This is a genomic window from Clostridium manihotivorum (assembly GCF_004015185.1).
Classification (GTDB): domain Bacteria; phylum Bacillota; class Clostridia; order Clostridiales; family Clostridiaceae; genus Clostridium_AR; species Clostridium_AR manihotivorum.
In genome coordinates, this window is record NZ_CP025746.1 from 2,913,527 (window position 1) to 2,938,863 (window position 25,337).

20 protein-coding genes, 2 pseudogenes and 2 other annotated features are annotated in these 25,337 nt (G+C 30.9%); of the genes and pseudogenes, 15 read left to right on the forward strand and 7 right to left on the reverse strand.

Annotation, left to right across the window (positions count from 1 at the left end):
* Positions 1 to 32: 32 nt before the first annotated feature.
* The 4 genes from C1I91_RS13170 (at position 33) to C1I91_RS13185 (ending at position 2,443) form a co-directional block, all read left to right on the forward strand.
* Entirely contained in the window at positions 33 to 725 is a 693-nt protein-coding gene (locus C1I91_RS13170) for a hypothetical protein (RefSeq protein ID WP_128213299.1), read from the forward strand.
* Between the two features lie 63 nt (positions 726 to 788).
* Complete coding sequence (locus tag C1I91_RS13175; RefSeq protein ID WP_128213300.1) at positions 789 to 1,427, forward strand: tRNA-uridine aminocarboxypropyltransferase; 639 nt, start codon at positions 789 to 791, stop codon at positions 1,425 to 1,427.
* A 112-nt stretch (positions 1,428 to 1,539) separates the two neighbouring features.
* On the forward strand, positions 1,540 to 1,878 hold the full coding sequence (locus C1I91_RS13180) for a hypothetical protein (protein WP_128213301.1): 339 nt from the start codon (positions 1,540 to 1,542) through the stop codon (positions 1,876 to 1,878).
* 55 nt (positions 1,879 to 1,933) lie between these two features.
* Entirely contained in the window at positions 1,934 to 2,443 is a 510-nt protein-coding gene (locus tag C1I91_RS13185; RefSeq protein WP_205694312.1) for a GNAT family N-acetyltransferase, read from the forward strand.
* A gap of 196 nt (positions 2,444 to 2,639) precedes the next feature.
* Here C1I91_RS13185 and C1I91_RS13190 read toward each other — a convergent pair whose 3' ends face one another.
* Positions 2,640 to 3,629, reverse strand: coding sequence for an HD-GYP domain-containing protein (locus C1I91_RS13190; RefSeq protein ID WP_238475997.1), 990 nt, complete (start codon positions 3,627 to 3,629; stop codon positions 2,640 to 2,642).
* 311 nt (positions 3,630 to 3,940) lie between these two features.
* Here C1I91_RS13190 and C1I91_RS13195 point away from each other — a divergent pair, with 311 nt between their 5' ends.
* The 5 genes from C1I91_RS13195 (at position 3,941) to C1I91_RS13220 (ending at position 11,112) form a co-directional block, all read left to right on the forward strand.
* On the forward strand, positions 3,941 to 4,768 hold the full coding sequence (locus tag C1I91_RS13195) for an undecaprenyl-diphosphate phosphatase (RefSeq protein WP_128213302.1): 828 nt from the start codon (positions 3,941 to 3,943) through the stop codon (positions 4,766 to 4,768).
* 240 nt (positions 4,769 to 5,008) lie between these two features.
* Complete coding sequence (locus C1I91_RS13200; RefSeq protein ID WP_128213303.1) at positions 5,009 to 5,581, forward strand: hypothetical protein; 573 nt, start codon at positions 5,009 to 5,011, stop codon at positions 5,579 to 5,581.
* 46 nt (positions 5,582 to 5,627) lie between these two features.
* Positions 5,628 to 5,937 (forward strand) — a binding site (T-box leader).
* Between the two features lie 1,071 nt (positions 5,938 to 7,008).
* Complete coding sequence (ltrA, locus tag C1I91_RS13210; RefSeq protein ID WP_205694313.1) at positions 7,009 to 8,418, forward strand: group II intron reverse transcriptase/maturase; 1,410 nt, start codon at positions 7,009 to 7,011, stop codon at positions 8,416 to 8,418.
* Between the two features lie 272 nt (positions 8,419 to 8,690).
* Positions 8,691 to 10,454 carry a threonine--tRNA ligase gene (gene thrS, locus C1I91_RS13215; RefSeq protein ID WP_128213304.1) on the forward strand — a complete coding sequence of 588 codons (1,764 nt, stop codon included), beginning with the start codon at positions 8,691 to 8,693 and terminating at the stop codon, positions 10,452 to 10,454.
* A gap of 88 nt (positions 10,455 to 10,542) precedes the next feature.
* Positions 10,543 to 11,112, forward strand: coding sequence for a 2'-5' RNA ligase family protein (locus tag C1I91_RS13220; RefSeq protein WP_128213305.1), 570 nt, complete (start codon positions 10,543 to 10,545; stop codon positions 11,110 to 11,112).
* A 221-nt stretch (positions 11,113 to 11,333) separates the two neighbouring features.
* Here the strand turns inward: C1I91_RS13220 and guaC are convergent, their stop codons facing one another.
* A complete protein-coding gene (gene guaC, locus C1I91_RS13225; RefSeq protein WP_128213306.1) occupies positions 11,334 to 12,317 on the reverse strand; it encodes a GMP reductase in 984 nt (327 codons plus the stop codon).
* 394 nt (positions 12,318 to 12,711) lie between these two features.
* Here guaC and C1I91_RS13230 point away from each other — a divergent pair, with 394 nt between their 5' ends.
* From C1I91_RS13230 to C1I91_RS13240, 3 genes are all read left to right on the forward strand, one after another.
* Positions 12,712 to 13,263 carry a GNAT family N-acetyltransferase gene (locus tag C1I91_RS13230; RefSeq protein ID WP_128213307.1) on the forward strand — a complete coding sequence of 184 codons (552 nt, stop codon included), beginning with the start codon at positions 12,712 to 12,714 and terminating at the stop codon, positions 13,261 to 13,263.
* 308 nt (positions 13,264 to 13,571) lie between these two features.
* Entirely contained in the window at positions 13,572 to 13,898 is a 327-nt protein-coding gene (locus C1I91_RS13235) for a hypothetical protein (RefSeq protein ID WP_164880529.1), read from the forward strand.
* A gap of 209 nt (positions 13,899 to 14,107) precedes the next feature.
* Positions 14,108 to 14,335 carry a hypothetical protein gene (locus C1I91_RS13240; protein WP_128213309.1) on the forward strand — a complete coding sequence of 76 codons (228 nt, stop codon included), beginning with the start codon at positions 14,108 to 14,110 and terminating at the stop codon, positions 14,333 to 14,335.
* Positions 14,336 to 14,486: 151 nt separating this feature from the next.
* Here the strand turns inward: C1I91_RS13240 and C1I91_RS13245 are convergent, their stop codons facing one another.
* The gene (locus C1I91_RS13245; RefSeq protein WP_128213310.1) at positions 14,487 to 15,131 is read right to left on the reverse strand and encodes a YidC/Oxa1 family membrane protein insertase; all 645 of its coding nucleotides are present in this window, start codon (positions 15,129 to 15,131) and stop codon (positions 14,487 to 14,489) included.
* 754 nt (positions 15,132 to 15,885) lie between these two features.
* On the opposite strand from C1I91_RS13245, the pseudogene C1I91_RS13250 reads away from it, so the two are divergent.
* A pseudogene (locus C1I91_RS13250) lies at positions 15,886 to 16,280 on the forward strand (pyridoxamine 5'-phosphate oxidase family protein).
* Positions 16,281 to 16,632: 352 nt separating this feature from the next.
* On the opposite strand, the gene hflX reads toward C1I91_RS13250, so the two are convergent.
* From hflX to C1I91_RS13265, 3 genes and pseudogenes are all read right to left on the reverse strand, one after another.
* A complete protein-coding gene (hflX, locus tag C1I91_RS13255) occupies positions 16,633 to 18,447 on the reverse strand; it encodes a GTPase HflX (protein WP_128213311.1) in 1,815 nt (604 codons plus the stop codon).
* A gap of 166 nt (positions 18,448 to 18,613) precedes the next feature.
* Positions 18,614 to 19,759 (reverse strand): RNA-guided endonuclease InsQ/TnpB family protein, encoded by a 1,146-nt coding sequence (locus tag C1I91_RS13260; protein ID WP_128213312.1) that lies wholly within the window; start codon positions 19,757 to 19,759, stop codon positions 18,614 to 18,616.
* A pseudogene (locus tag C1I91_RS13265) lies at positions 19,737 to 20,360 on the reverse strand (IS607 family transposase). The gene C1I91_RS13260 and the pseudogene C1I91_RS13265 overlap by 23 nt, the downstream one beginning before the upstream one ends.
* Before the next feature lie 952 nt (positions 20,361 to 21,312).
* Here C1I91_RS13265 and C1I91_RS13270 point away from each other — a divergent pair.
* Entirely contained in the window at positions 21,313 to 22,059 is a 747-nt protein-coding gene (locus C1I91_RS13270) for an MFS transporter (RefSeq protein ID WP_164880530.1), read from the forward strand.
* A 294-nt stretch (positions 22,060 to 22,353) separates the two neighbouring features.
* On the opposite strand, the gene C1I91_RS13275 is transcribed toward C1I91_RS13270, so the two are convergent.
* The gene (locus C1I91_RS13275; protein WP_128213315.1) at positions 22,354 to 22,782 is read right to left on the reverse strand and encodes a hypothetical protein; all 429 of its coding nucleotides are present in this window, start codon (positions 22,780 to 22,782) and stop codon (positions 22,354 to 22,356) included.
* 274 nt (positions 22,783 to 23,056) lie between these two features.
* Positions 23,057 to 23,310: a binding site (T-box leader), on the forward strand.
* A 203-nt stretch (positions 23,311 to 23,513) separates the two neighbouring features.
* Between C1I91_RS13275 and metG the strand changes: the two genes are divergently transcribed.
* Entirely contained in the window at positions 23,514 to 25,142 is a 1,629-nt protein-coding gene (gene metG, locus C1I91_RS13280) for a methionine--tRNA ligase (RefSeq protein WP_128213316.1), read from the forward strand.
* Positions 25,143 to 25,337 lie beyond the last annotated feature (195 nt).

Consider the following 25,337-nt stretch of genomic DNA (forward strand, 5'->3'; position numbering starts at 1 on the left):
TTATATTAGTACTTTCATTATTTGCAGTTTCATTGATATTTTACTTTCTTCAAATCTACATATTTCATGATCAGAGAGACACAGCTTTTTATCTCTTACAGGATTTAGCTTTCGTTCCTTTACAAGTTATAATCGTAACTATTTTAATAGATCAAATTGTCAAGTACAAAGAACAACAGGATAATTTTAAGAAAATTAGTGTGGTAATAGGAGCTTTTTTCACTGAAACAGGGGTAAATGCAATTAGGAATCTATCAGTCTTTAACCTGAATTTTCATGAAATAAGTAAAAATCTTAGTGTAGGGGATAGCTGGACAGATAAGGATTATAATAATGCTGTTAAAGAATTTAGGGAGTCAAATATTATAATAGATAGCAAAGCAAGTGATTTAAAGTTATTAAAGAAATTTATATTTTCCAATAGACAAAACATACTTACAATGTTTGAAAATAAAACACTATTAGAGCACAATAATTTTACAGATATGCTTTGGTCACTATATCATATCTATGATGAACTTAATTTTAGAGATAACTTATATGAGCTTGAAGAAGAAGATTTTATGCATCTATCTATAGATATTAAAAGGTGCTATCAGTTAATGGTGGTTGAATGGCTAAATTACATGAGTCATTTGAAAAAGGAATATCCATTTTTATATTCATTGGCTGTAAGGAAAAATCCATTTTCAAATAAAGCTTTGGCGGAAAATAAACTTTTATAGAGTAAGTTATTATACAATAAGTTTAGATGTCTGTGCAAACTATATTGAGTTGATAGGAGAAAAATGAAATCTAATTATAAAGTTAAGCAGATTACGAAATTATATGAGAGTTGCGATATATGTGGACTGCCAGTTATAAACTGTATTTGTAGTTCAGTGAAAAAAGTAAATACAAAGGCAAAGTTATGGATACTTTCAGTAGAAAGAGAGTTCTACAGACCTTCTAATACAGCTAGAATTTTAAAATTAGCTAATCCAGAAGCAACTGAAATATTTCACTGGGAAAGATCTAATACTCCTAAAGAGTTAATTGAAAAAATTGAAAGTGGCATATACGATGTTTATCTTCTATTTCCTCAAGAAGAAGAAAGCAGCACAATTGTTGACTTTAATAATAAAGGTATAAGCAAGATTCCGGCTTTTATATTAGTGGATGGAACTTGGAAAGAAGCAAAAAGGATAATTAGGAGAAGTGAGTATCTTAAAGCTATTCCAAGAATTACATTGAAAGCGGATTATAAATCAAAGTACACTCTTAGAAAAGGAGTATTTGATGGTAATCTATGTACTATGGAAGCGGCCATTGAAGTTATTAAGCTAAATAAAGAATTTGAGGAAGCGATGGTATTGACAGAGGATTTTAATCTGTTTTTGGATAATTTTAAAGCAAGTATATATGGACATAAAGTAGAGAAGAAATAGTTTAAGAGATGTTTAACTTAGAAAAGTAATATTAGTTAATTATATTCTTTACTATATTTGAAAGTATAGAACTTTTTTTGCTGTACTTAACAGACTTAGGAAGAGGGATTATATGAAGAAAAGAAAAATTGGTATTGTAATACTTTTAATAATACTAATTATTTTAGGTTATAACTTATGGTGGTATATAAATGACACTAGACTGGACATTTACACTATGACGAATGATGGTCGTTCGATTAGTAAAGATAATTGTGAGTATGTAGTTAGAGATATTACTGATAATAAAGCTATGGGGAAAAAGATAGGCAAAGCAAGCTATAATGGTGGCAAGTTTTACATATTCGAGAAAAAAGGTAAAGATAAAAATGACTGCATCATTATTATGGGTGTAGCTGATGGCATAGCAGAGGAATTTGTTAATAAATCTACATCAATCACTAATAGATAGAATATTATTATAAACTATTCTTAAGAATAATTTTATTTTAATAGGAGTTATTGTAATGAATAATATAGAAATAATTGAAATTCATAAGATGAACGATGTTTATTTAGAAGGATTATCGTCACTGCTAATAGATGTAGTTGACAATGGTGCATCAGTGGGATTTTTATCGCCACTAATCTTGGAAGATGCAAAGAGTTATTGGAAGGAAGTACTTCAAAATAAGGGCGTGATACTTTGGGTAGCAGTAATTGCAGGACATATAGTAGGGGCTATTCAGCTGTACTTATGTCAAAAGCAAAATGGTAAGCACCGTGGAGAGATAGCTAAACTCATAGTTCACTCAAAGGCAAGAAGAATGGGTATTGGAAAAGACTTAATAAAGCTTGCAGAAGAAAGAGCAAGAAAAGAAGGCCTTAAATTATTGACTCTAGATACAAGAGGCGGAGATGTATCTAATCTTTTGTATAAAGCAAGAGGTTATATAGAAGCAGGTAGAATACCTAAATATGCTCAGTCCTCAAATGGCGAGCTGCATGAAACTGTTTTGTACTATAAGATGATTTAGCTATTATTGTGTTATATCCTTTATTGGAGATTGCCAATCATACGCATATTATGGTTACGCTGCTGATAGGCTGTGAAATAGAACTTTATGCCACAAGAAAGTAAGTAACTATTACAAAAGAAATAGACATTAATATTCATAAAAAACTCACTGAGTAAAATAGTTTCAGTGAGTATTAATTATAGATTTATTTTATTTATGATGAAATAGCTAAGCTATTTGCACTTATGGTAGCTCCAGAGGTATCCTGTAGATATTCTGTAAATGCTTTAACTACTTTAGGATCAAACTGGGTTCCAGCGTTATGTTTAAGCTGAGCTACTGCAAAGCTTATACTATGTCCCTTCCTATAAATTCTATCAGAAGTCATAGCATCATAGGAATCAGCAACAGCAATTATTGCGGCACATTGAGGAATCTCTTTTTCTTTAAGGCCAAGAGGATAGCCTTTTCCATCATATCTTTCGTGATGATACAAAATCATATCTAGTATCTTACGCTCATTAAAACTATCTATAAGTTTTAAGCTATTATACCCTATGGTAGGATGTTGCTTAATTAATTCATATTCGTCATCTGTCAGTTTACCAGGTTTATTTAATATGTTATCTGATATACCTATCTTACCAATGTCGTGAAGCAAAGCACCAACATAAATAGTCTCACAGTCGATTTTTGAGTACTTAAGTTTCTCAGCAATTACCTTTGAATACATCGCAACATTTTTTGAATGTGAAGCTGTATAAGGATCTTTTGATTCAAGGGTTTTTGCTAAGGTCATAATAAAATCTAAGGTAGCTTTTTGATGCTTAGAATGAAGTTTAATTAGATAAGTTATTATAAAGGCAATAAGAAAGTAAGACAACCAATTTGAAATGAAAAATATCGCAAAATGAACATATCCTCCATTAGGCATAGGGTGTTTTAGGTCAGTATTCATATGAGTAAAATAAGCCGTAACAGATGCTGTGGCTAAGCTTATTAGTGCATGTTGATATAAATTAAACAGTGAAATACCTGAAGTTATCATAATTAGTACAAAAATAGGATTCGGATGATTATTAGAATCATATTTTTCTACAATTATAGCAGCTATAAATGTTAAGACAGTAATGTAGCGAAATACTAAAGAATACTTTTCAAAGATGCTCCAACTAATTTTGTTACTTATACCTTGTAATTTCATAAAAAACTCCTTTTATCATAAGTTAATGTAAGATGCTTTCCTTAGTTAGCAGTAAGTACTATTATTAGCACAGATAAATTATATAGTTTGATTATGGTGTAATTATAAAACTAATATGTGATTTTCATGTGAGAAGCTACTTGGAAAGTTATGTTAATATATTTGTAACCGTGACGTAATTTATAATTCATCTATTATTAATCTTTTCCAGGTAAGATGTCTATAATTAGTTATTATCAATAAAATTATTCTTTTAGCGTCAAATCGTTAGTAATAGTATTTCTATAATTATCTATTAGAAGGAGAGAAAGATGAATTTAGATTTTATTTATATTTTAAAAGCTATAATCGTTGCTATCGTAGAAGGTATTACGGAGTTTCTACCAGTATCTTCTACAGGCCATATGGTATTTGTAGGTGAACTTATAGGATTTGGTGGAACAGACTTTACTAAGATGTTTGAAGTTGTTATTCAACTAGGTGCGATCTTAGCTGTTGTAGTTCTTTATTGGAAAAAGCTTTGGAAAAATCTTATTGATTTATTTTCATTAAATAAAAAAGCTATTAACTTCTGGGTAGTTATATTAATTGCCACAATACCTTTCGGAACTTTTGGATTAAAATTTAATAAGTTTATTGAAAATAATTTTTTTACTACAAAGACTGTAATTGTAGGTTTCATTGTGGGGGGAGTTCTTTTATTAATTGCTGAAAGCTATCGTAATAAGAAACAAGCAAACTTTAAGAAGGACGTAAGTGACATATCTTATATTCAGGCTATAGTAATTGGAATATTTCAATGCTTAGCATTATGGCAAGGGATGTCTAGAAGTGCATCAACTATAATAGGAGGTTGGGTTTCTGGCATAGCTACTCCTGTGGCTGCAGAGCTATCCTTCTTTTTAGCAATTCCAGTTATGGTAGGGGCATCAGGTTTAGAATTATTTAAATTTAACTACTCAGCAATAACAACAACAGAATTAGTAGCACTTCTTATAGGTTTTATAGTAGCTTTCTTAGTTGCATTAGTTGTAGTAGAAAAGTTTATAGCGTATCTACAGAAGAAACCTATGAAAGCTTTTAGTGTATATAGAATAGTTTTAGGAGTTGCTCTAGCTATTAAAATTTTCGTTTTTTAAAAATTATAATTAAAATAGATTAATATTTAGTGCTAGAGAATAGTTATATAAATGTAAGTAGCTTGAATAAAATGATAGTATATATATAAAATTATTTAACAGTAAATTATAAAAAAAGTAGTTATAATCGTCCGACTAAAGAATAACTATTGAGTTTTGTGAAGTATATTTTTAGTCACAAATACTAATACTATACATATAATAATTATGGTTAGATTTGTGTTTAAGGAGTTTTAAACTATGATGTTAGATGTTGAAATATTAAAGCTAATGGATGATATAAGCAATATAAAGGATTTTGATGATTCCTATAGTTTTTTAACGATGCTTGAAGAAGATTCTAGATTCACTCAGGTAAGCTCATTAAAATATTTCTACAAAGGATATATGATTGAAAATATGTTACAGGTATATTCAGAAGTTTATGTTCAAAAGTTGAAGTTTATTAATACATTAGAAATTACTTCTGCTCCAAAGTTTATTGATTATATTAAATGTGGACAAGGAGAAAGTTTCATAATAACATTTCTACCAGGCTGTGAAGATTCATTGCCATTACCTTATTCACAGTTTAGTGAGAATGTAACTGATGTAGCAAAGAAGATATTTTTAGATGATATGAGAAAGTTATCCACATATAAGGTAATACATTCATATGCAGCGAAGGATTATAATTACTGGACAGTAAGATCTAAGGATGGTCATATTTTACTTAAGGATTGGGAGTGTCTTTCTAGAATCGAAAACGATACTGAGTTACAGGAAATGATAAAAAGTATTGAAGAAAAGTTGTATAATAATGTTAAAATTTGAAATAATATATTGACAAAGTAATTTTATAGTACTAAAATTGGTAATAACAAAAACGATGAAGAGGACTAGTAAATAAATTACTGTTAAAAGAGAGAGAAACTCATTGGCTGAAAGGTTTCTTAAACAAGTATTATTGAAAACCACCTCTAAGTTGACTGCTGAACTTTGGCATCTAATATGCTAATAGTAGGTAGCTCCGTATGCTTGCGTTAAAAGTATTGAGTGATAGTAGCAAATATTATGAATAGTATTTTATAGTTCATATTATAAATAGCAATAATGCGTAAATAGACAGAATTTAAGCTAAGTTGTGCTACTGTAATTTGGGTGGAATCGCGATTATACTCGTCCCTTATTTGGGACGAGTTTTTTTATTGCATAGGAAATATAAAATTTTCTACTAGCTAAACCTAATAATTTCAAGGCTTATAACAGCTATTTATGGGAAACAGTAAAAAAAATTATGTAGCTTGCCAGAATTTCTTCATATAAGTTCAGAAAAGGCAAATGCGCAACAAAAGCTCATGAATACTAAGCTGTCATAAAAGCATAATATCTTAAACATAAAAGAATATTTAAAAACTATGAAGAGGACGAGTAGATAGTTTACTGTTAAAAGAGAGAAAGACTCACCGGCTGAAAGGTCTTTTAAACAAGCATTATCGAAAACCACCTCTGAGTTGATTGCTGAAATTAAGTAGGCAATTCCGCAATTCTGCGTTAATGATTTTGAGTGATAGTAGTAAGAGCTAACTTTTTAGAAACTATAATTACAATACTGATGATTATTTATTAGATGTTGTATATCTTGATTTCTAATTGTTATTGCTTTAAGATTAACCACTTCAATTTTAAAACTATTTTCAAAAGTTCTCTGTTTTCAGAGAGTTGGTTTTGAAAATGCAAGTTTTGAATGAAGGAGTCGATCTATACTAAAAGTAAACTACTATAATTTGGGTGGAATCGCGAGTAACTCGTCCCTTATTTGGGGCGAGTTTTATTTTTGTGTGCCCAGCATGGGCAACAACTTGGCGGTGAAAGTCCGCTGTGGGCTTGGTAGTGGGAACCACTAGCTAAGGGCAAGGGTGTCCATCGTGAGGTGGAATCTGAAGGAAGCCTAAGGCAAAGTCTCGGTCTGAGGGATACGAACTACATATAAGGCTTACTAGGAACGGACGAGTTTGCAAAACAAAACGAAGTCCAACACTATCCGAATTTCTAGGAGTAAATGTAGCAGATATATGAGATGAAGGTTGTTGTTCTTACCTGGGGAGGTCTGATAGATACATCGCTTACAAAGATGAATTTCTAGGGCGATAACCTACATAGCGATATGTAACTGAACTATCAGAAGTCAGCAGAAGTCATAGTAACTCCGCTAATCGCGATAGCGGATGAAGGACTGAACTTTAAGGAGGTTTTCAAGTTTGAAAGTTTCGAAGAATACTCAAAGATTGCAGAAAACTAAATATTTAGGCTCTAGTGCCCAAGATAGAGTGGAACTCGAAGATAAGCAAAGAGTGCATAGAGAATTCTCGGCAACTCCAAAGGAGAAAATCAGTGGATTTGAATATGGCTCACTAGAAAGGATATTATCCAAGGATAATATGAACTTGGCTCTTAAAAGAGTAATATCTAATAAAGGTAGCCACGGCGTGGACGGAATGCCAGTTTATGAACTTAAACAATTTCTGAAAACAAACTGGATATCTATTAGAGAGAATATTCTTAATGGTGAGTATAGACCAATGCCAGTTAGAAGAGTAGAAATACCAAAACCTAATGGTGGAACTAGACTCTTAGGTATACCTACAGTTTTGGATAGACTTATCCAACAAGCTATTGCTCAAGAATTAAATAGTATTTATGATAGAAGATTTTCTGAAAGTAGCTTTGGTTTCCGCCCTCAAAGAGGAGCTAAAGATGCAATTAAGAAAGCAGAGCAGTATATCAATGAAGGCTATAGGTGGGTTGTTGATATGGACTTAGAGAAATTCTTTGATAAGGTCAACCATGATATATTAATGTATAAATTATCAAGAAGCATTAAGGATAAGAGAGTATTATCACTAATAAGGAAATACCTTCAGTCAGGAATAATGATAAATGGTGTAGTGGTCAGAAATGAAGAAGGAACTCCTCAAGGAGGACCGTTGAGTCCACTCTTATCTAACATAATGCTAGATGAACTAGATAAAGAGTTAGAAATGAGAGGTCATAAATTCTGTCGCTATGCGGACGACTGTAATATCTATGGTAAGAGTGAGAGAGCAGGTAAAAGAGTTATGGAGAACATAACTGCATTTATTGAACGTAAACTCAAACTTAAAGTAAACAGAGAGAAAAGTGCAGTAGACAGACCTTGGAGAAGAAAATTCCTAGGATTCACACTGAACCTAATGTATGGAAAAGCATATGCATCTATATCAAAGCAATCATTAAATCGATATAAAGATAAAATTAAAGAGATACTATCTAGGTCAAAACCGATGACTTTGGAACAAAGGGTAGGAAAACTTAACCTAATTAATGTTGGGTGGATTAACTATTATGGAATAGCCAAATGCAAAGGAATAGTGGAGCACTTAGATATTTGGATAAGGAAAAGATTAAGAATGTGTATATGGAAACAGTGGAAGAAAGTTAGAACTAGATATAAAAACCTTAAGAAGCTGGGACTTGAACACTACCAAGCTATAAAGTTTGCCAATACCCGCAAAGGATACTGGCGAGTAGCAAATAGTGCAATTTTAAACACAACTCTTACAAATAAATTCTTCTCGGACTTAGGCTTAAAAAGCCTAACGCGTCAATATATTAAAATTCATTCAACTTAAAGAACCGCCGTGTACCAGACCGGTACGCACGGTGGTGTGAGAGGACGCTGAATAAAATAATTATTCAGCTCCTACTCGATTTAGAATAATAGAAGTATGGAAAAGTAAATTAAAACTTAAAAAGAGTGAGCACCAATTTTCTGTTTACCTTCGATGCTGAGAAATAGCATCGATGATATATAGCATTACCTAAGAACTGTTAAAAAACTCGCTAATGAAAATACCATTAGTGGTTTAAAAATAAATATGATTCTTATAGAAGGAGGATTATCATGTTAAAAGTATTATTAAAAGATGGAAGAATTGTTGATTCAAATGAAGAAGATGGAAGAAGGGCTTTAAGACATACCACAGCACATATTATGGCACAAGCAGTGAAACGTCTATATCCAGGTGCTAAGCTGACAATTGGACCAGCTACAGAAAATGGATTTTATTATGATTTTGATATGGAAGAATCACTTACTATAGATTCACTAAATGCTATAGAAGAGGAAATGAAAGCAATAATTAAAGAGGATTTGAAACTAGAAAGAAGTGTACTGCCAAGAGAAGAAGCTTTAAGGTTAATGATGGAAAAGGAAGAAGGTTACAAAGTTGAAATTATAAATGACTTACCAGTTGAAGAAGAATTAACTTTCTTTAAACAAGGAGATTTTATTGACTTATGTGCTGGACCCCATGTGCTTTCAACTTCCAAGGTCAAAGCCTTTAAGCTTTTATCTGTGGCTGGAGCCTACTGGCGTGGTGATGAAAAAAATAAGATGCTCCAAAGAATATATGGAACAGCCTTTGAGAAGAAGAGCGAGCTAGATAAATATCTAAATATGCTGGAAGAAGCTAAGAAAAGAGATCATAGAAAACTAGGTAAGGAACTAAAGTTATTTGCTTTGATGAATGAAGGTCCTGGATTTCCTTTCTTTCTTCCTAATGGGGTAATATTGAAAAATAATCTAATTGAATACTGGAGAGAGGTTCATAATAAATACGGTTATGAGGAAATTGAAACTCCGCTTATACTAAACAGAGAGCTTTGGCAGACATCAGGGCATTGGTATCATTATAAGGAAAATATGTACACATTGAAGATTGACGAAGAAGACTATGCAATAAAGCCAATGAACTGTCCAGGAGGAATGCTTGTATATAAGATGCAGACACATTCTTATAGAGATTTTCCTATAAGAGCAGCAGAGCTTGGAAGAGTTCATAGACACGAACTTTCAGGAGCCTTACATGGTTTAATGAGAGTAAGAGCCTTTACTCAGGATGATGCTCATATATTTATGCTTCCAGAGCAAATCAAAGATGAGATAAAAGGTGTAATAAAACTGATAGATGAAGTCTATGCTAGATTCGGTTTCAAGTACCATGTAGAACTATCTACAAGGCCAGAGGATTCTATGGGCGCAGATAGTGATTGGGAGATGGCAGAAAGGTCACTTCAAAGTGCACTAGAAGAAATAAATATGCCTTTTAAGATAAATCCTGGAGATGGTGCCTTTTATGGACCTAAGATAGACTTTCATTTGGAGGATAGTATCGGCAGAACATGGCAATGTGGAACAATTCAACTTGATTTTCAACTTCCTCAGAGGTTTGATCTTGAATATGTTGGTAGCGATGGAGAAAAGCATAAACCAGTTGTTATTCATAGAGTAGTTTTCGGAAGTCTTGAGAGATTTTTAGGCATACTTATAGAGCATCTTGAAGGAAAATTTCCCACTTGGCTTTCACCAGTTCAAGTAAAGGTACTTCCGATATCTGATCAAGTTAATGGATATTCAAGCAAAGTGGTAAAACGCTTAGAGGAAAATAATATAAGGGTTAAGTTAGATGATAGAGCAGAAAAGATAGGCTACAAGATAAGAGAAGCAAGAAATGAAAGAGTGCCTTACATTATTGTATTGGGAGAGAAAGAACAGAGTACAGGCAGCATAGCTTTAAGAAGCAGGAAAAATGGGGATGAAGGTGTCTTAGATTTAGAGAATTTTGTCTTGAGGCTAAAGGAAGAAATAGAACTTAAAGCCTTATAAAAGAGTGCTTTGGAGCTTTACGAGCAATTGAATAATATAAAGTGCAAGTTTTATTAAAAAGCTATTTATATGATAAAGGGGAAATAAAATGAAGGCAACGTTTGTATTATTGGCAAATAATGAATTAGAGAATATGGGAAGAAGAATAATGTTAGAAGCACATAAAAAGTCTAAACTTGGATTTGAGATGGCAAGGCTTCCACATCATATATCTCTTAAACAGCCATTTCATATAGAAAGTCTTGAAGAGATAGAGAATTATTTTGATGAATTTGTTAAAACACTGAAACCTATAAAGGTCATACTTAAGGAAGTCAAATGCTATCCTAGTAGTGTTTTTGGATACTCTTCAGGAGTAATGGTAATAGAAGCTGATAAGTCACAAGAACTTCAGTCACTTCATAAAAGGCTTAATGAAGAACTAGAAAAAATATTTGGTGAGTGTAAGGCGAATTTTGATGGAGATGAATATATATTTCATATGACTGTGGCAATTGGAGGAGGTTCTTTTGATAACTATGAAAAAGCTCTGAAGTTGTTGGATCAACAAGAATATGATATTGAAGTTATATTCAATGAACTTGGATTGCTATATTATGATGATGATAAAATTACTCCAGGGAGCTATTTTTGTTATAAGAGAGTTGCGATTGTATAGTTTTTACTAAATATAGCTATTATAGCTGCTACTAAACTTTGATATTGCTAGGTTAAATCAATAGAAAGATCATACTTCACTAGGGAAAAGAAAGCTTTTTTATTATACTTTATGGAAGTTTAGCCTTCATATGGACTTTTAGGCAGTAAAAAATAATGGAAAAACCTTTATTTATAGGTTTTTCCATTATATATTAATGTTCTATACAGTTATATAGAATATTAATATACCTTATCTCCATTGAATATGGAGTTTTTAACTACTACATAATCTACATTTCTTATAGCTTCTAGTTTGTTACCGCCTGCATAAGAGATTGAAGATTGAAGATCTTGTTCCATTTCTATTAAAGTATCCTTTAAAGGTCCCTTATATTCTACAAACATCTTTTTACCTTCAACATTTTTTCTTTCACCTTTTTGATATTCAGAAGCGGAACCAAAGTATTCTTTATATAGCTTTCCGTCCTTCTCTATAGTTATTCCAGGGGATTCTTCATGACCTGCGAAAAGTGAACCTATCATAACCATAGTTGCACCAAATCTTATTGATTTAGCTATATCTCCATGAGTACGTATCCCCCCATCAGCTATAACAGGCTTGCTAGCTGCCTTTGCACACCATCTTAATGCTGCTAACTGCCAGCCACCAGTACCAAAGCCAGTTTTAATCTTTGTGATACAAACTTTACCTGGTCCTATACCTACCTTCGTAGCATCTGCTCCAGCATTTTCTAGTTCTCTTACTGCTTCTGGAGTTCCTACATTACCTGCTATAACAAAGCTTTCTGGCAAGTGCTTCTTTATATGTTGAATCATAGCTATAACTGCATTTGAATGTCCATGAGCTATATCTATAGTTATATATTCCGGTACAAGGTTTTTAGCTGCTAGGTCTTCTACAAATTTATATTCATCGTCTTTTACGCCAACACTGATAGAGGCGAACAATCCGCGAGATTGCATATCCTTAATAAATTCTGATCTTTTTTCTGGTTCAAAACGATGCATTATGTAAAAATAACCATTTTCAGCTAAGTAAACAGAAATCTTTTCATCTATTATAGTCTGCATATTGGCAGGTACTACTGGTAACTTAAAGCTACGATTACCTAAAGTTACAGTGGTATCACACTCAGATCTGCTATTTACTATACATTTTGCTGGTATTAATTGAATATCTTCATAATCAAAAACATTTTCCATTGGTTACACCTCTAAACACGAATATTATTATTGTATTAGACAACAATGTTTGTCTAATTGTAGCTTACATTATTTTTGTCGAAATGTCAAAATTAATGTATTTATATGGTATATAATACTTCTATTTACAAAGCATGCGCGAAAATATTTATATTTATATAGTAAGCATAAAGTCTAATAATATTCTTTTTCTCTATTATTATTAGATTAGAAAAGTTGTATGTGATTTATATGCAATGAAGATTAAAGATGTATTACTTAATAGAGAAAAAGAGAAGAATTGTCGCCTGCCAGAATTTTTTTATTTAATTCAATTTTTTGTAAAAGTAGTATATAATTATATGAATAGCCCAAATTAAAAAATAAAAAAAATTATCATTATGGGGGGAGCATTATGGAAAGATGCTACGAGACCGAAAGACTTATATTAAAGGTGTTAGATGAAACTAACGCGGACATTGTATTGGATTATTATATAAGAAATAAGGACTTCTTAGAAGAGTGGGAGGCTACTAAAGGAGAAGGTTTTTATACTTTAGAAAGGCATGCTAAGATACTAAGAAGTGAGCTGGATAATATAAATAAGAAAAATATGTTTAGAATGTGGATATTTAAAAAGGATGATGAAGAAAAAGTTATAGGAACCTTTGGTTTTTCAAGCATTGTAAAAGGTGCTTTTTGGTCCTGTTATCTTGGATATAAACTTGATGGAGAAGAGATTAATAATGGATATATGACTGAAGCTTTAAAAAAAGGCATTGATATTATGTTTAATGAATTTGGACTTCATAGGATAGAAGCAAATATTATGCCTAAGAATAAAAGGTCTAGAAGAGTACTTGAAAAGCTTGGTTTCTATGATGAAGGACTAGCTTATAAATATTTGAAAATCAATGGAAAGTGGGAAGATCATATACATATGGTTTTGCTTAATGAGGAGTTATAGACATTAATAGGTATTTTTAAATGTAATGTCAACAACTAGTTGATTTCACCATAAGGATTAAAAATCTACTGAGTATACCAATGTGAAGATGATGCTACGGTGCTTTAACAAGGAAGGTGATTAAAATAAAAGTGAACAGGTTTTTAAGGTTAATCATATGGATATCTATTTGCTCTATCATTTTATACTATTTATTACAAAAAGTTTTACTCTTATTTGGTATGACATTTAGACCATGGATCGGAGATTTTTTACTCATAACAAAATCTGTTCTAATAATTACACTGCTTATTCTAATAATAAGAAGATTGAAATTTAAACATAACTGGGCAAACACACTAAAAGGACTTTTGGGAGTAGTATTAATTATAGGTATTATAATAGTTACTACACTTATTTTTGCTTTTTCTCATCAGCCAGAACATGTGGTATATAGAAATGATAAAAAACTGGTGGCAACTGTTGATTCATATTTGGATGTATATGTTTATTTCTATCCTTATAGAAATTGGTTTGTAATGGGGAAAGATTTACAAATGAGAGAATGGTACGGAAATGGAGGATATGATCCATTTAACATGCCAACAGGGGAGAAAGCGCCCATACCTAATAAAGTTGATTATTATAATAAATAGGTTCTAAATATGTAGATGAATTTGCATCTATAGGTTATTAAAGTGAAGGGCTGAAATTAAATCATACATAAGCAATTAATTAAAAAATAATCTGAAACAAAGGATATTTCAATAATAATATATTTGAAATATCAATATAGGATACATATAAATTAAATCAAATCAGTTGACAGGCGAGTAGACGAGATATTATAGGGAGGTATATTAATATGAGTGAAGAGAATAAAAAAGACAATAAACATAAAAATAGCAAGTTCGGTATTTTTTATTATAATCCTGATGATCCTAGAGGAACTGTAGATAGAAAGAATGGTAAAGGAGTCACAATAAACTTTGCAAGTAAAGAGGGTAGGCGCCTATTTCTCTATTTGATGATTCCTGCCATTATGATGATTATAATCTGTTTATTAATAGGTGTGCTAGCTGGTGGTAAGTAGAAACACACATTTTTTGAATACATTCGTATATACTAAAAAAATCATGCATATAGATTGAAGTTTTATAAAATAAATTTATAATAGGGCTTATTTTATAAACTAACTATTTATGCATGATTTTTTGTTAAGTAGTAAATAGGATATTTTTATATTAAGTAGTTGCAGTAGTTCTCCTTGAATACAATCTAAAGGCAACTTCTTCTAAAAATGAAAATAAGCTTGTTGTAATTAAGTATAAACCTATAGCGATAGGAACCTTGAAGGCTATTAAAGCACTTATGAGACTGGAAATTATTATATTTACTTTGCTTACTTTAGCCTGAGCTGTTATTCTTAAAAACGGAATGTATGGTATTATGTTTGGCATAAGCACTGATATCATGTAAAATACCGGTATAACGAAGAAGCTATCTGCCATTTTGAGACTAGCTACCCAGGGAACTAGTACTGTTCCAGCATTCATAGGCAGCTTTAATATGACCTGATATAAAGCAAATACTATTGGTAGCTGAAGGAAGGTAGTTAGACAACCAAGCATTCCTTTAGCATTCTGTTGATAATATTTTTGAGTTTCCAGTTCTAGCTGCTTCTTATTATTTTTATACTTTTCCTGTATATCCTTTAGGCCTTCTGAAAGCTTCTGTTGATCTTGAAGTCCTTTCTTTTGCTTAAAGGATAAAGGAACTAAAGATAGTCTTACGGTTAATGTTAAAAGTATAATGGCTATGCCTAGATCTCCTGTCATGTTAAAAAGATAATTAAGGGATGCGTTTAATATATCTGAAATGATGTTCATAATTTTCCTCCTAAATTTAAAGTTTTATTAAGAAACATCATTTCATTAAAAGTGTACGCAATAGCGCCAAATATCATATTTTTCAAAGGAAAAATAGTTGCTTATTATCATAAACCTTGAGTAATCGAGAGCTTTAATATAAAGTCTCTTAACCAAAGTGTATGTAACTCTTTTTACTGTATAGAAAAATATAAAATTTTTTAAAAGGCTAAACCTAGAAATATCAAGGATTTAGAATAGCTATTTAGGGTAAACAGTAAAAAATAGAATTATGTCGCCTGCCAGATTTTCCTCATATACATTCGGAAAGGCAGATGCGCAAAAAAAAGCTCACTGAAGAAGTTCGCTTCAGCGACTTTTTTATATAGCTTTTAATGGAATTGATTGTATAAGCCAAAACGCCTATAAAAAATATTAAGATAAAAAATACTTGGATAGTATTTAGTAATTCCGCTTTCATAAAAGTACCTCTCAGTATGTGAATAAATATATTATACTACTTTATAAGTTAATTACAACTGCATAATTAAAAATTTTTAATCAATACATTTTTATACAAGGATATATAATTTTATAGCCTTAAAACTACTTTAGAGCATTAACTTTATTAATAGAGCACAACTCAATAATTATATCATTAGTATAAAATATATCCTTACATAATCAAAAAAACGTACTTGATATTTATATTGTAAGTGGTAAGATTTCTATGTGATGAATATTAGCATAAAAGAGTGGGAGAGGAGCAATAATTATGGAAAAAGCGTTAGAGTTTTTAAAAGAATGCGGCATATTTTATTTAGCAACTACAGAAGGAGATCAACCAAGAGTAAGACCTTTTGGTGCAGTTTTGAATATGAAGGTAAGCTATATATTGTAACAAACAACAAGAAAGAATGCTTTAAGCAAATGATCGAAAATCCTAAGGTTGAGATTTCAGGAATGAATAAAAAAGGACAATGGATACGTGTTGCAGGTGAAGTTGCTCATGATGATAGACGTGAAGTAAAAGAAGTTGGGCTTGAAGCAGTTCCATCATTAAAGAGAATGTACAGCGTAGATGATGGTATATTTGCAGTATTATACTTTACAAAGGCAACAGCTACTATTTCTGCCTTTAATGCAGAACCAGAAACATTTTCATTTTAGTATATAATGAAGATTAACTAATATAATAGTTAGTTAAATAAAATAAATCAAAGTTAGTGAGTGGCATAAAAGATTTTATTACAAACTTTTATGTCACTTATTTTCTGTTAAGAAAAGTATAAAGTTCTTGTTGACTAAACCTAGCAATATCAGGGTTTTAGAACAGCTATTTATGGTAAACATTAAAAAATAGATCATATTCACCTGCCATAATTTCTTCACATACGTTCAGGAAAAGTTAGATCAGCAAAAAAAGAAGAGCAGTGAAGTAATAAATAACCTTCACATACTCTTCAATGGTAAAAATAGGTATACGTCTACTATATATTATGCAAGAAATTAGCTTATTATATTAAGCAAAAGAAGATATTTCAAAATCCATGCATCTCTTATAAATTTCATCATGAACTAAGGCTTTTATACGAGTGCCTTCTTCTAAGTAATCCTCTTTGATAACTTTAGAATTATCATGAATTATTGAAACTAGTTTCTGCTGTTGATAAGGAATTATAAATTCTTTTTCCATAAGCTTAACTGGGATTTCTTTACCTATAAAGTCCAATAATTCATTAAGATTAATTTCCTTTACTGCACTTACTTCTATTAGCTTTTCGTCTTTTAAGAAGTTCCTAATTTGTTGCAAGTTTTCCTCAGTAGCTTTATCTACTTTATTTAGAACAATTATAGTATTCTTATCCTTAGCATTAAGTTCTTCTAACACTAAGTTTACGGACTTAACTTGGTTTATAACCTCTATATTGGAAGCATCTATAACGTGCAGAAGTAAGTCAGCTTCTAACACTTCTTCTAAGGTGGATTTAAAAGCTTCTACAAGATCATGAGGAAGTTTGCTTATAAAACCTACTGTATCTGATAAGGCAATCTTTCTATTATCATTTAAGCTTACAGCTCTTACTGTGGTATCTAAGGTTGCAAAAAGCATATTTGCTTCTAGAACTCCTTCTTTATCCGCTTTGTTAGAGGCAGAAATATCACAAAGTTTATTTCTTAAAGTTGACTTCCCTGCATTTGTATAGCCTACTATAGCAACTCTGCTAATATTATTTTTGGTACGCTTTATCTTCTGAATAGACCTTTGTTCGGAAGCTTTTGATAGCTCTAGTTTTATTTCTTCTATTCTTCTTTCTATATGACGTCTATCAGTTTCAAGCTTCTTTTCTCCAGGACCTCTTGAACCGACCCCACCTTTCATACCAACTCCACCTTTGATTCTCGCAAGATTAGCATTGGCATTTCTAAGTCTTGGAAGCTTATGATTAAGCATAGCAAGTTCAACTTGAAGTATGCCTTCTTTGCTTTTAGCACGTCTTGCGAAGATATCTAGGATAAGGGTAGTTCTGTCAATGATCTTACACTTTATGGCTTCTTCAAGATTTCTTACCTGAGAGCCAGACAACTCATCATCAAAAATAACTACATTTGCATTCTTTATCTGTTTCAAATAAGCGATTTCCTGAATCTTACCTTGACCAGCATAAAAAGCAGAATTAATTCTATTTTTCTTCTGAAGAATCTTATACACTGGTACCACATTGCAGGCTTCTGCAAGGCCACAAAGTTCCTCTAAGCTTTCTTCACTATCAGTACCAACAAGAATTGCTCTTTCAATATCATCGTCAGTTCTTTGTATATTTGTAATTATCTTTTCTACGTAAGATAATTTATCCTTAAAGTTAAATTGAAGAGCAGTCTGTAAAGTTAAATTCTTATATTCTTTAAAAGTTAAGTTGTTCTCAAAGATGTCGCATAGAGCTATATTCAAAGTTATATTGTCTATATTTTCATTAACACCTATGGCAACCATAGCGTCTAACTTTAATTCCATCAAGGCTGAGGTATCCATAGAAGAAAGTGTGCTATTTCCAGTAGGGTGAGTGTGAATCACTCTATAGCCACACAACTTTTTGCTTGCTCCATCTATATATGGTATCTCAGCGCTGTTGATATCACCAATTGAAATATCAGTGATTTTCCCACGTCTATTAATTACAACACATAGTTCCTTTTTTATCATTTTGCTAATAGCATTCATCTCACAAGCTAACTCATAAGATAAAATGCTGCTGCTTTCTATATTAATTTCATATAATGCTTCAAGCCTTTCAAGAATCAGCTTTTTTATTCCATCTATATTTCCAGTTATCATATAATTTCCGTTACATAAAATCTACTAAAATCTAATATTTAGAGATTTATTCCTTATTCAACGCAACCTGTTTTGTCATAAGACTACTCCAGTTTGATATGTTGCTCCAAAGGCTTAAAATCCTGCGTAACGCACAGTACATATCAGCACTATCTTGTTAGTGATATTATGCTGATTTTTTATACCTTGAAAGATTTATTGACGCATTTTTGTCCCTATCCATCCGAGCATTACATGATGGACAAACAAAAACTCTGTCTTTAAGTTTTAAATCTTTCTTTATTGCGCCACAACAAGAACAAGTTTTGCTTGAAGGATAAAACCTATCTGCTTTTACAAATTCAATGCCATTAAATTTACTCTTATATTCTAAGATACTAATAAACTTATGGAAACATTGTTCTTGTATAGCCTTTGATAAGTGTTTATTTTTAAGCATCCCCTTTACATTTAAATCTTCAACAACTATTCTGCTTGGCTTGGTTTTCACTATTGCAGTTGTTGTTTGATGAATATGATTTAAACGTATATTTGAAAGCCTTCTTTGAATAAGTTTTAATTCTCTTTCGAGTTTTTTAATATTATTAGTTTTAGTAAATTTATAACGGTTTTCACCTTCCTTTCCTATTCGAATTTTTCCATCTTCATATTTTCTTGAAACTTGTTTATGCTTTCTTTTTAACTTCTTTTTTAGTCTTTTCACTTCTTTAGCTTTGTTAATATTTTTAAATGGTTTATCTATATTCGAAACTATTGCTAAAGCTTTTAATCCTAAATCCACACCTATTGATATATCTGTATTTTCTGATATAGTTTCTTTCTTTTCTATGCCTATAGATATATACCAAAACTTACCGTCAAAACTTATTCTTGGATTAATATATTTAATATCTGTAGGTATTTGCTCTACTGTTTTAATCCAACCTACTTTTTCAATTAATACTAAATTTTCTTTAACTTTTAGTTTATCTGTATCATTATAGAATGAAGGTTTGCTTTTTCTTCTGCTCTTAAATCTTGGTTTATCAGCTAACCCTTTAAAGAAATTTTTATAAGCACTACAACCATCTTTTACAGCCTGTTTTGCTACATTATTAGATACTTCATTAAGCCAGTTAAGTTCTGATTTCTTTAAAATAGTTAATTCTTTTCTTAAATCTCCATCTTTTATAAACTTGCCACCATTTTTGTGATTTTCTTCTTGTCTTGCAAGCGTCCAATTATAAATATATCTTGCAGTACCAACAGACTGACATAATTTTTGTTCTTGCTCTATATTCGGAATAATTCTAACTTTCTTCGCCAGTATCATTCTCTAACAGCTCCTTAATCATTTCCTTTGCTTTATTGGCTCTTTTGCCTTACAACCTACAACTAAAAACTGTAACAATTTGAATTAAATCCTCAACTAATTCCTGTTCTTCTGTTTTTTCAGTGTTATCTATGATTTCGATATCAGTCCCATACTTATTACATAGATTTTCTATTATTTCAAACCCAAATCTCAGCAACCTGTCTTTATATAGAATTACTATCTTTTCAACTTCTGAATTGGTTATCATATCCACCAATTGATTTAATCCTTTTTTATCGTAATTTATTCCACTTCCTATATCAGTAATAACATCAAATGAGTACCCTTTAGCAATCATGTATGTTTTAACATTTTCAACTTGTCTTGCTAAATCGTCTTTTTGTTTATTACTTGATACTCTACAATATCCAATTACTTTTTTAGTTCTCTTAACAAGTGGCACTTGCAAAACTTGATTAATTTGTTGTTCAGAATAATAACGGTGTCTACCTTCTGTTATATGATGTGGTTTTAACTTTCCTTCATTATCCCACAATCTTAAAGTTTGAATACTTTTTCCTACTAATTTTGAGAATTGACCAATTGTATAATACTTCATGCTATCACCTCTTTACACATATTATGACAACATAAAACTAACAATATTCCAATATATTTTAGTTGCTTTTAGTAGGTGTTTTAAAACTGTTGTATGCCTCCTAAAATATTTAATTATAATTTGATGTCTTGGCAAAAAACTTAAATAGTGCTCATCTCTAACTCCCCCTAAAAATATGAAGTGGTGCATATTTATAAGCAAATAAAAAACCGCAGAGTTTATCTGCGGAACTAATATACTAAAATAATGAGTATAAGCATAAGGTCTCAATCAATAAATTAAAGCTCATACTTAAACTATTTTATAATATAAGAAAACCGCAGATATATAGTCTGCGGTCTAAATTTACATATTAAATCAAAAATATATTATACATAATAATACACTCTAATTACTGACAGCAGACTGTAGATTTTGATGATTTGATTTTTATAAGTCTTAATTTTGAATTTGACATCGTAACAGTCTCCTTTCAGAACATTTATTGACTTCATTATAGTTCATATAATATCAGTTGTAAATACCTTTTTTGGAAAAGGATACTAAAAAAATTAATTACAAGTACTATTAGGGTAATTTAGAAATTATTGCTTATTGCTTTTTAATCGCTTATAATAGCCAGTGTTAGCAGGTTTGTTAGGTAAGCATATAATATTAATAAAGGTAATATTGTAAACATAGAGGTGAAATCATGAAGTTTTGTATTGTAATATCTCCATGCAAAGTCATTATGGATAGTAATTGCATGGAGTAGTAAACTATTGATTTTGACTTTGCAGCTTTAATTATATGAAGATTAATCGTTTCCAAAAGTATAAGGGATTTATTACAAAAATGGAATGTTAGATCAGAGATGATTAAAACATTCTTATATTCCTGATTATATACAGTACTAAAAATTGAGGCAATTATTTTTACTGATTTATGTACATTTATATTTGCTTTTCTATCATTGCTGATTTTTGTTCATATTCCAAACAAGGTTATAGAAAAACAGCAAAGGAAATTAGGAGTTATAGATAGTTGTAAGCAAGGAGTTATTTACATTTTTAATAGAAAAGATATATTGCATCTTATAATATATATGGCTTTTGTAAATCTCATCGCGGCTATTTACAATTCAAACTTTACACCAATGGTGTTATCTAGAAATGGTAACAATAAGTATGAGCTTGGTATTGTACTTGGAGCTATAGGAATCGCTGGTATTGTAGGAAGTTTATTAGTAACCATAATGAAGGAGCCTAAAAAAAGAGTTCCTATAATAATTAACTCAATGCTGTTTTCCTTCCTGGTTTGCAATACTATGCTTGGAATAGGGAGAAGTTACTATGTATGGACTGTGGCTGTGTTTTTAGGAAACAGCATGGTTCCATTTCTAACGGCTAATGTAGAGTACTTTATGAGAACTAAAGTACCAGTAGAATTGCAAGGAAGAGTGTTTTCAGCAAGAAACACCCTGCAATATTTTACTATTCCTTTAGGTTATCTTATCGGTGGATTTTCTACAGATAAAGTTCTTAAACCCTTTATGAATACACCTTCATCACTACAACAAGTACTTTCAATGTTTGTAGGAAAAGGAAGCGGTGCAGGAAATGCACTGATATATGTTCTAATAGGGATTATAGGATTTTTAGGCTGCTGTTTATTCAAGATTGACAAGCATATTAAGCTGCTGGATGACATTATTGATTAATTAAATATTAGTAGGAAATAGACTATAGGGGGCCAACTTCAACTATTAATTTATACATTACCGATAATCCCCAGAAACCGGGATTATCGAACAAGTATAAATTAAGTTTTCGTAAAGGAACCCTATAATGGCCTTTTCGAATTCTAATAGCAAGATTTATAGCTAAAGGATTTGTAAAGGTTTTTTTAGTCGCTATAATAATATTCTTATAATATATGATAAGTTAAGTTAATATAATAAAATTTGTGCAACTAGTTGTGGCACAAATTTTATTTTAGATTAGAAGGTATTTAGTTAAAGTACTGTTATTTGAGCTTGTTCTTGTGCTCTTTGAATAACTCCAATTGTCTTAAGTATATTTCCTAATATTATAATAGAGTAACCTCTTGTTATGTTTAGGTTAGGAATAATGGAAAATTTACTTTCTCCTGAGCTAATATTTTTCTCTAGCTCTCTAAGTCTAGAATATGCTATATCACCTAGTAAGATGTTGGCAAGTAGTGTCATTATGCTGGAGAGCACCACTAATCTAGTTGGCTCTGACTCATTTTGTGGTTCAATACCTTGCTCTCTTTGAATTAGGATATTTCTTTCTTTATTAGCTGATATTATAAGAATTGTGTATCCCAATATAATAGTAAAGGCCGCAATTTTTTCTTTTTCTATCAATGCCAAGTCTAAAGCTGTATTTCCAGAACGACGCACCGAAATATTATTTTCCATAAATTATCTCCTAAAAAATGATACAGTATAGTATATTTATTATTCATTGGAATGTTCAATTTTATTTTCATTCCTAAATAAAATGCAATTTTATTAAAGCTTTTTCAGTTTAACTTAAAAATAATTTTAAAGTTTGTATATTTTCTAGAGAAGAATTTGAAAGTATTAATCTATATGAAGAATATAAATTTATGTAGTTGTAATGTTGTAATTGTTAAAGATAGTTAATAAAGTAAAACTTTTGACAAATACTGATTTGAAGAGTATAATCTATTAAAATGCAATGAAAAGGAAAGTAGCTTTGAAAACACTTATACAGAGAGTTGCCGTTTGGTGAGAGGGCGCAAAGGATATTAAAGTGAAAATGGCCTTGGAGCAGTGCACCGAGATTTTAATTTAGGCTGCAACGGAATCACCCGTTATAGTGATAGAGTATAATCATAGATTTATGACGTACTTGAAGAGGCATATGCTGTGAGGTATATGTGAAATAGGATGGTAACACGAAGTTTTACTCTCGTTCCTAAGATTAATTTCTTAGGAATGAGAGTTTTTTTTGTTTAAAAATCCTTCATGAAAGCAAACCTTTAACGTAGTTTAGTAAGAAAGCAGATGTGCAAAAAAGTTAATTGGAGAAGTTGAGCTCATCGACTTTTAATACTCTATTTAACTATTAAAAAAAGTAATTTTATTAAAATTTATAATGAAAGATTAATTAGGAGGAGTTATTTATGAATGTTTTTATTGGAGGAGCTTGGCCTTACGCCAATGGTTCATTGCATATTGGGCATATTGCCGCATTGTTGCCAGGAGATGTAATAGCAAGATATTATAGAGCGAAAGGAGATAATGTACTTTATGTTTCAGGAAGTGATTGTCATGGAACGCCAATAGCTATAAGAGCAAAAAAAGAGAAGGTTCCACCAAAAGCTATAGCTGATAAATACCATAAGGAGTTTCAGTATTGTTTTGATAAGCTTAACTTTTCTTATGATTACTACTCAAGGACTGATGAGGAGTTTCATAAACAAGAGGTTAAAGATATAATTAGTTTACTTTATGAGAAGAATTTTATATATGAAAAAACAGTACAGCAACTATATTGTGAGAGCTGCAATCAATTTTTACCTGATAGGTATGTAGAAGGAAGATGCCCTAAATGTAATGCTATTGCAAGAGGTGATCAGTGTGACAATTGTGGTACACTTCTTGATCCCTTAGATTTATCTGAAAGAAGCTGTAAACTTTGTAACAGCGAACCCATAGTGAAAAATGCCAAACAATTGTACTTTGCTTTATCAAGTTTTGAAAATCCAATTAGAGAAAACCTAGAAAGGAATAAGAACAATTGGAGAATTAATGCAGTGAATAATACTGAGAGATATCTAGATGAAGGACTTTGTGATAGAGCTATTTCAAGAGATTTGTCCTTAGGCGTAGATATCCCAATAGAAGGCTTTAAGGATAAAAAGGTTTATGTATGGATTGATGCTGTATTAGGTTATCTTACTGTCAGTAGAAGGTGGGCGCTAGAAAATAATAAAAATTATCAATGTTTTTGGAATGAAGAAGCTTTATCTTATTATGTCCATGGAAAAGATAATATTCCTTTTCACTCGATTATTTTACCAGCTTTAATAAAAGGCATTGGTTATGAAAAGTTACCTGATAGAATTATTTCCAGTGAGTATCTAACCTTAGAAGGCAAAAAAATATCAACCAGCAAAAATTATGCTGTGTGGGTTCCAGATATTATTGATAGATATAACAGTGATGAATTAAGATATTTCTTCTTGATAAATGCTCCTGAAAAGAGAGATACAGACTTTTCCTGGAGAGAATTTGTCAATAGTAATAATGGTGAACTATTAGGAGCCTATGGCAACCTTGTAAATAGAGCTTTAGTTTTTACAAAGAAATATTTTGAAAGCACAGTACCTAAAGGCGAGATAGATACAGAAATAGAGGATAGCATAAAGACTTTATATGACAGAATAGGCAAGTGTATAGAGAAAGGTAATTTAAAAATAGCGCTTGAAGACATCTTTGAGTTTATAAGAAGTATAAATAAGTATTTTGATGAAAATGCACCTTGGATTACAATAAACTCTGATATGAATAAGTGCTGTAACACATTATATAACTGTTTGTATTCAATAATAAATATAGCTAACATACTTAATCCATTCCTACCTCAATCTTCAGAAAAGGTCAAAAGCTGGTTCGGAGTAAATAGCTCAATTTGGAAGGAAATTAAACTAGAAGAAAAGACTATAATCGGTGACTCTCAAATACTTTTTGAAAGATTGGATAAAAAGATAATTGAGTTTGAAACAAAAAAGATAGGTAATTGTGATTAAAATCTTTTAGACATGTTTATTATAGGGATAACATGTTAAAAATATAGTAAATAAATATGTTTACCTTATATTTTAAGCTGTTTTAATTAAAAGGTTACTATGGTTATACTGAGTAGAAATTTACAGTAGAAATAGCTTAAAAGCATTTGAGGAACATGCTTAATTTAGATACTAAGTATGCTCCTGGATTTTTTA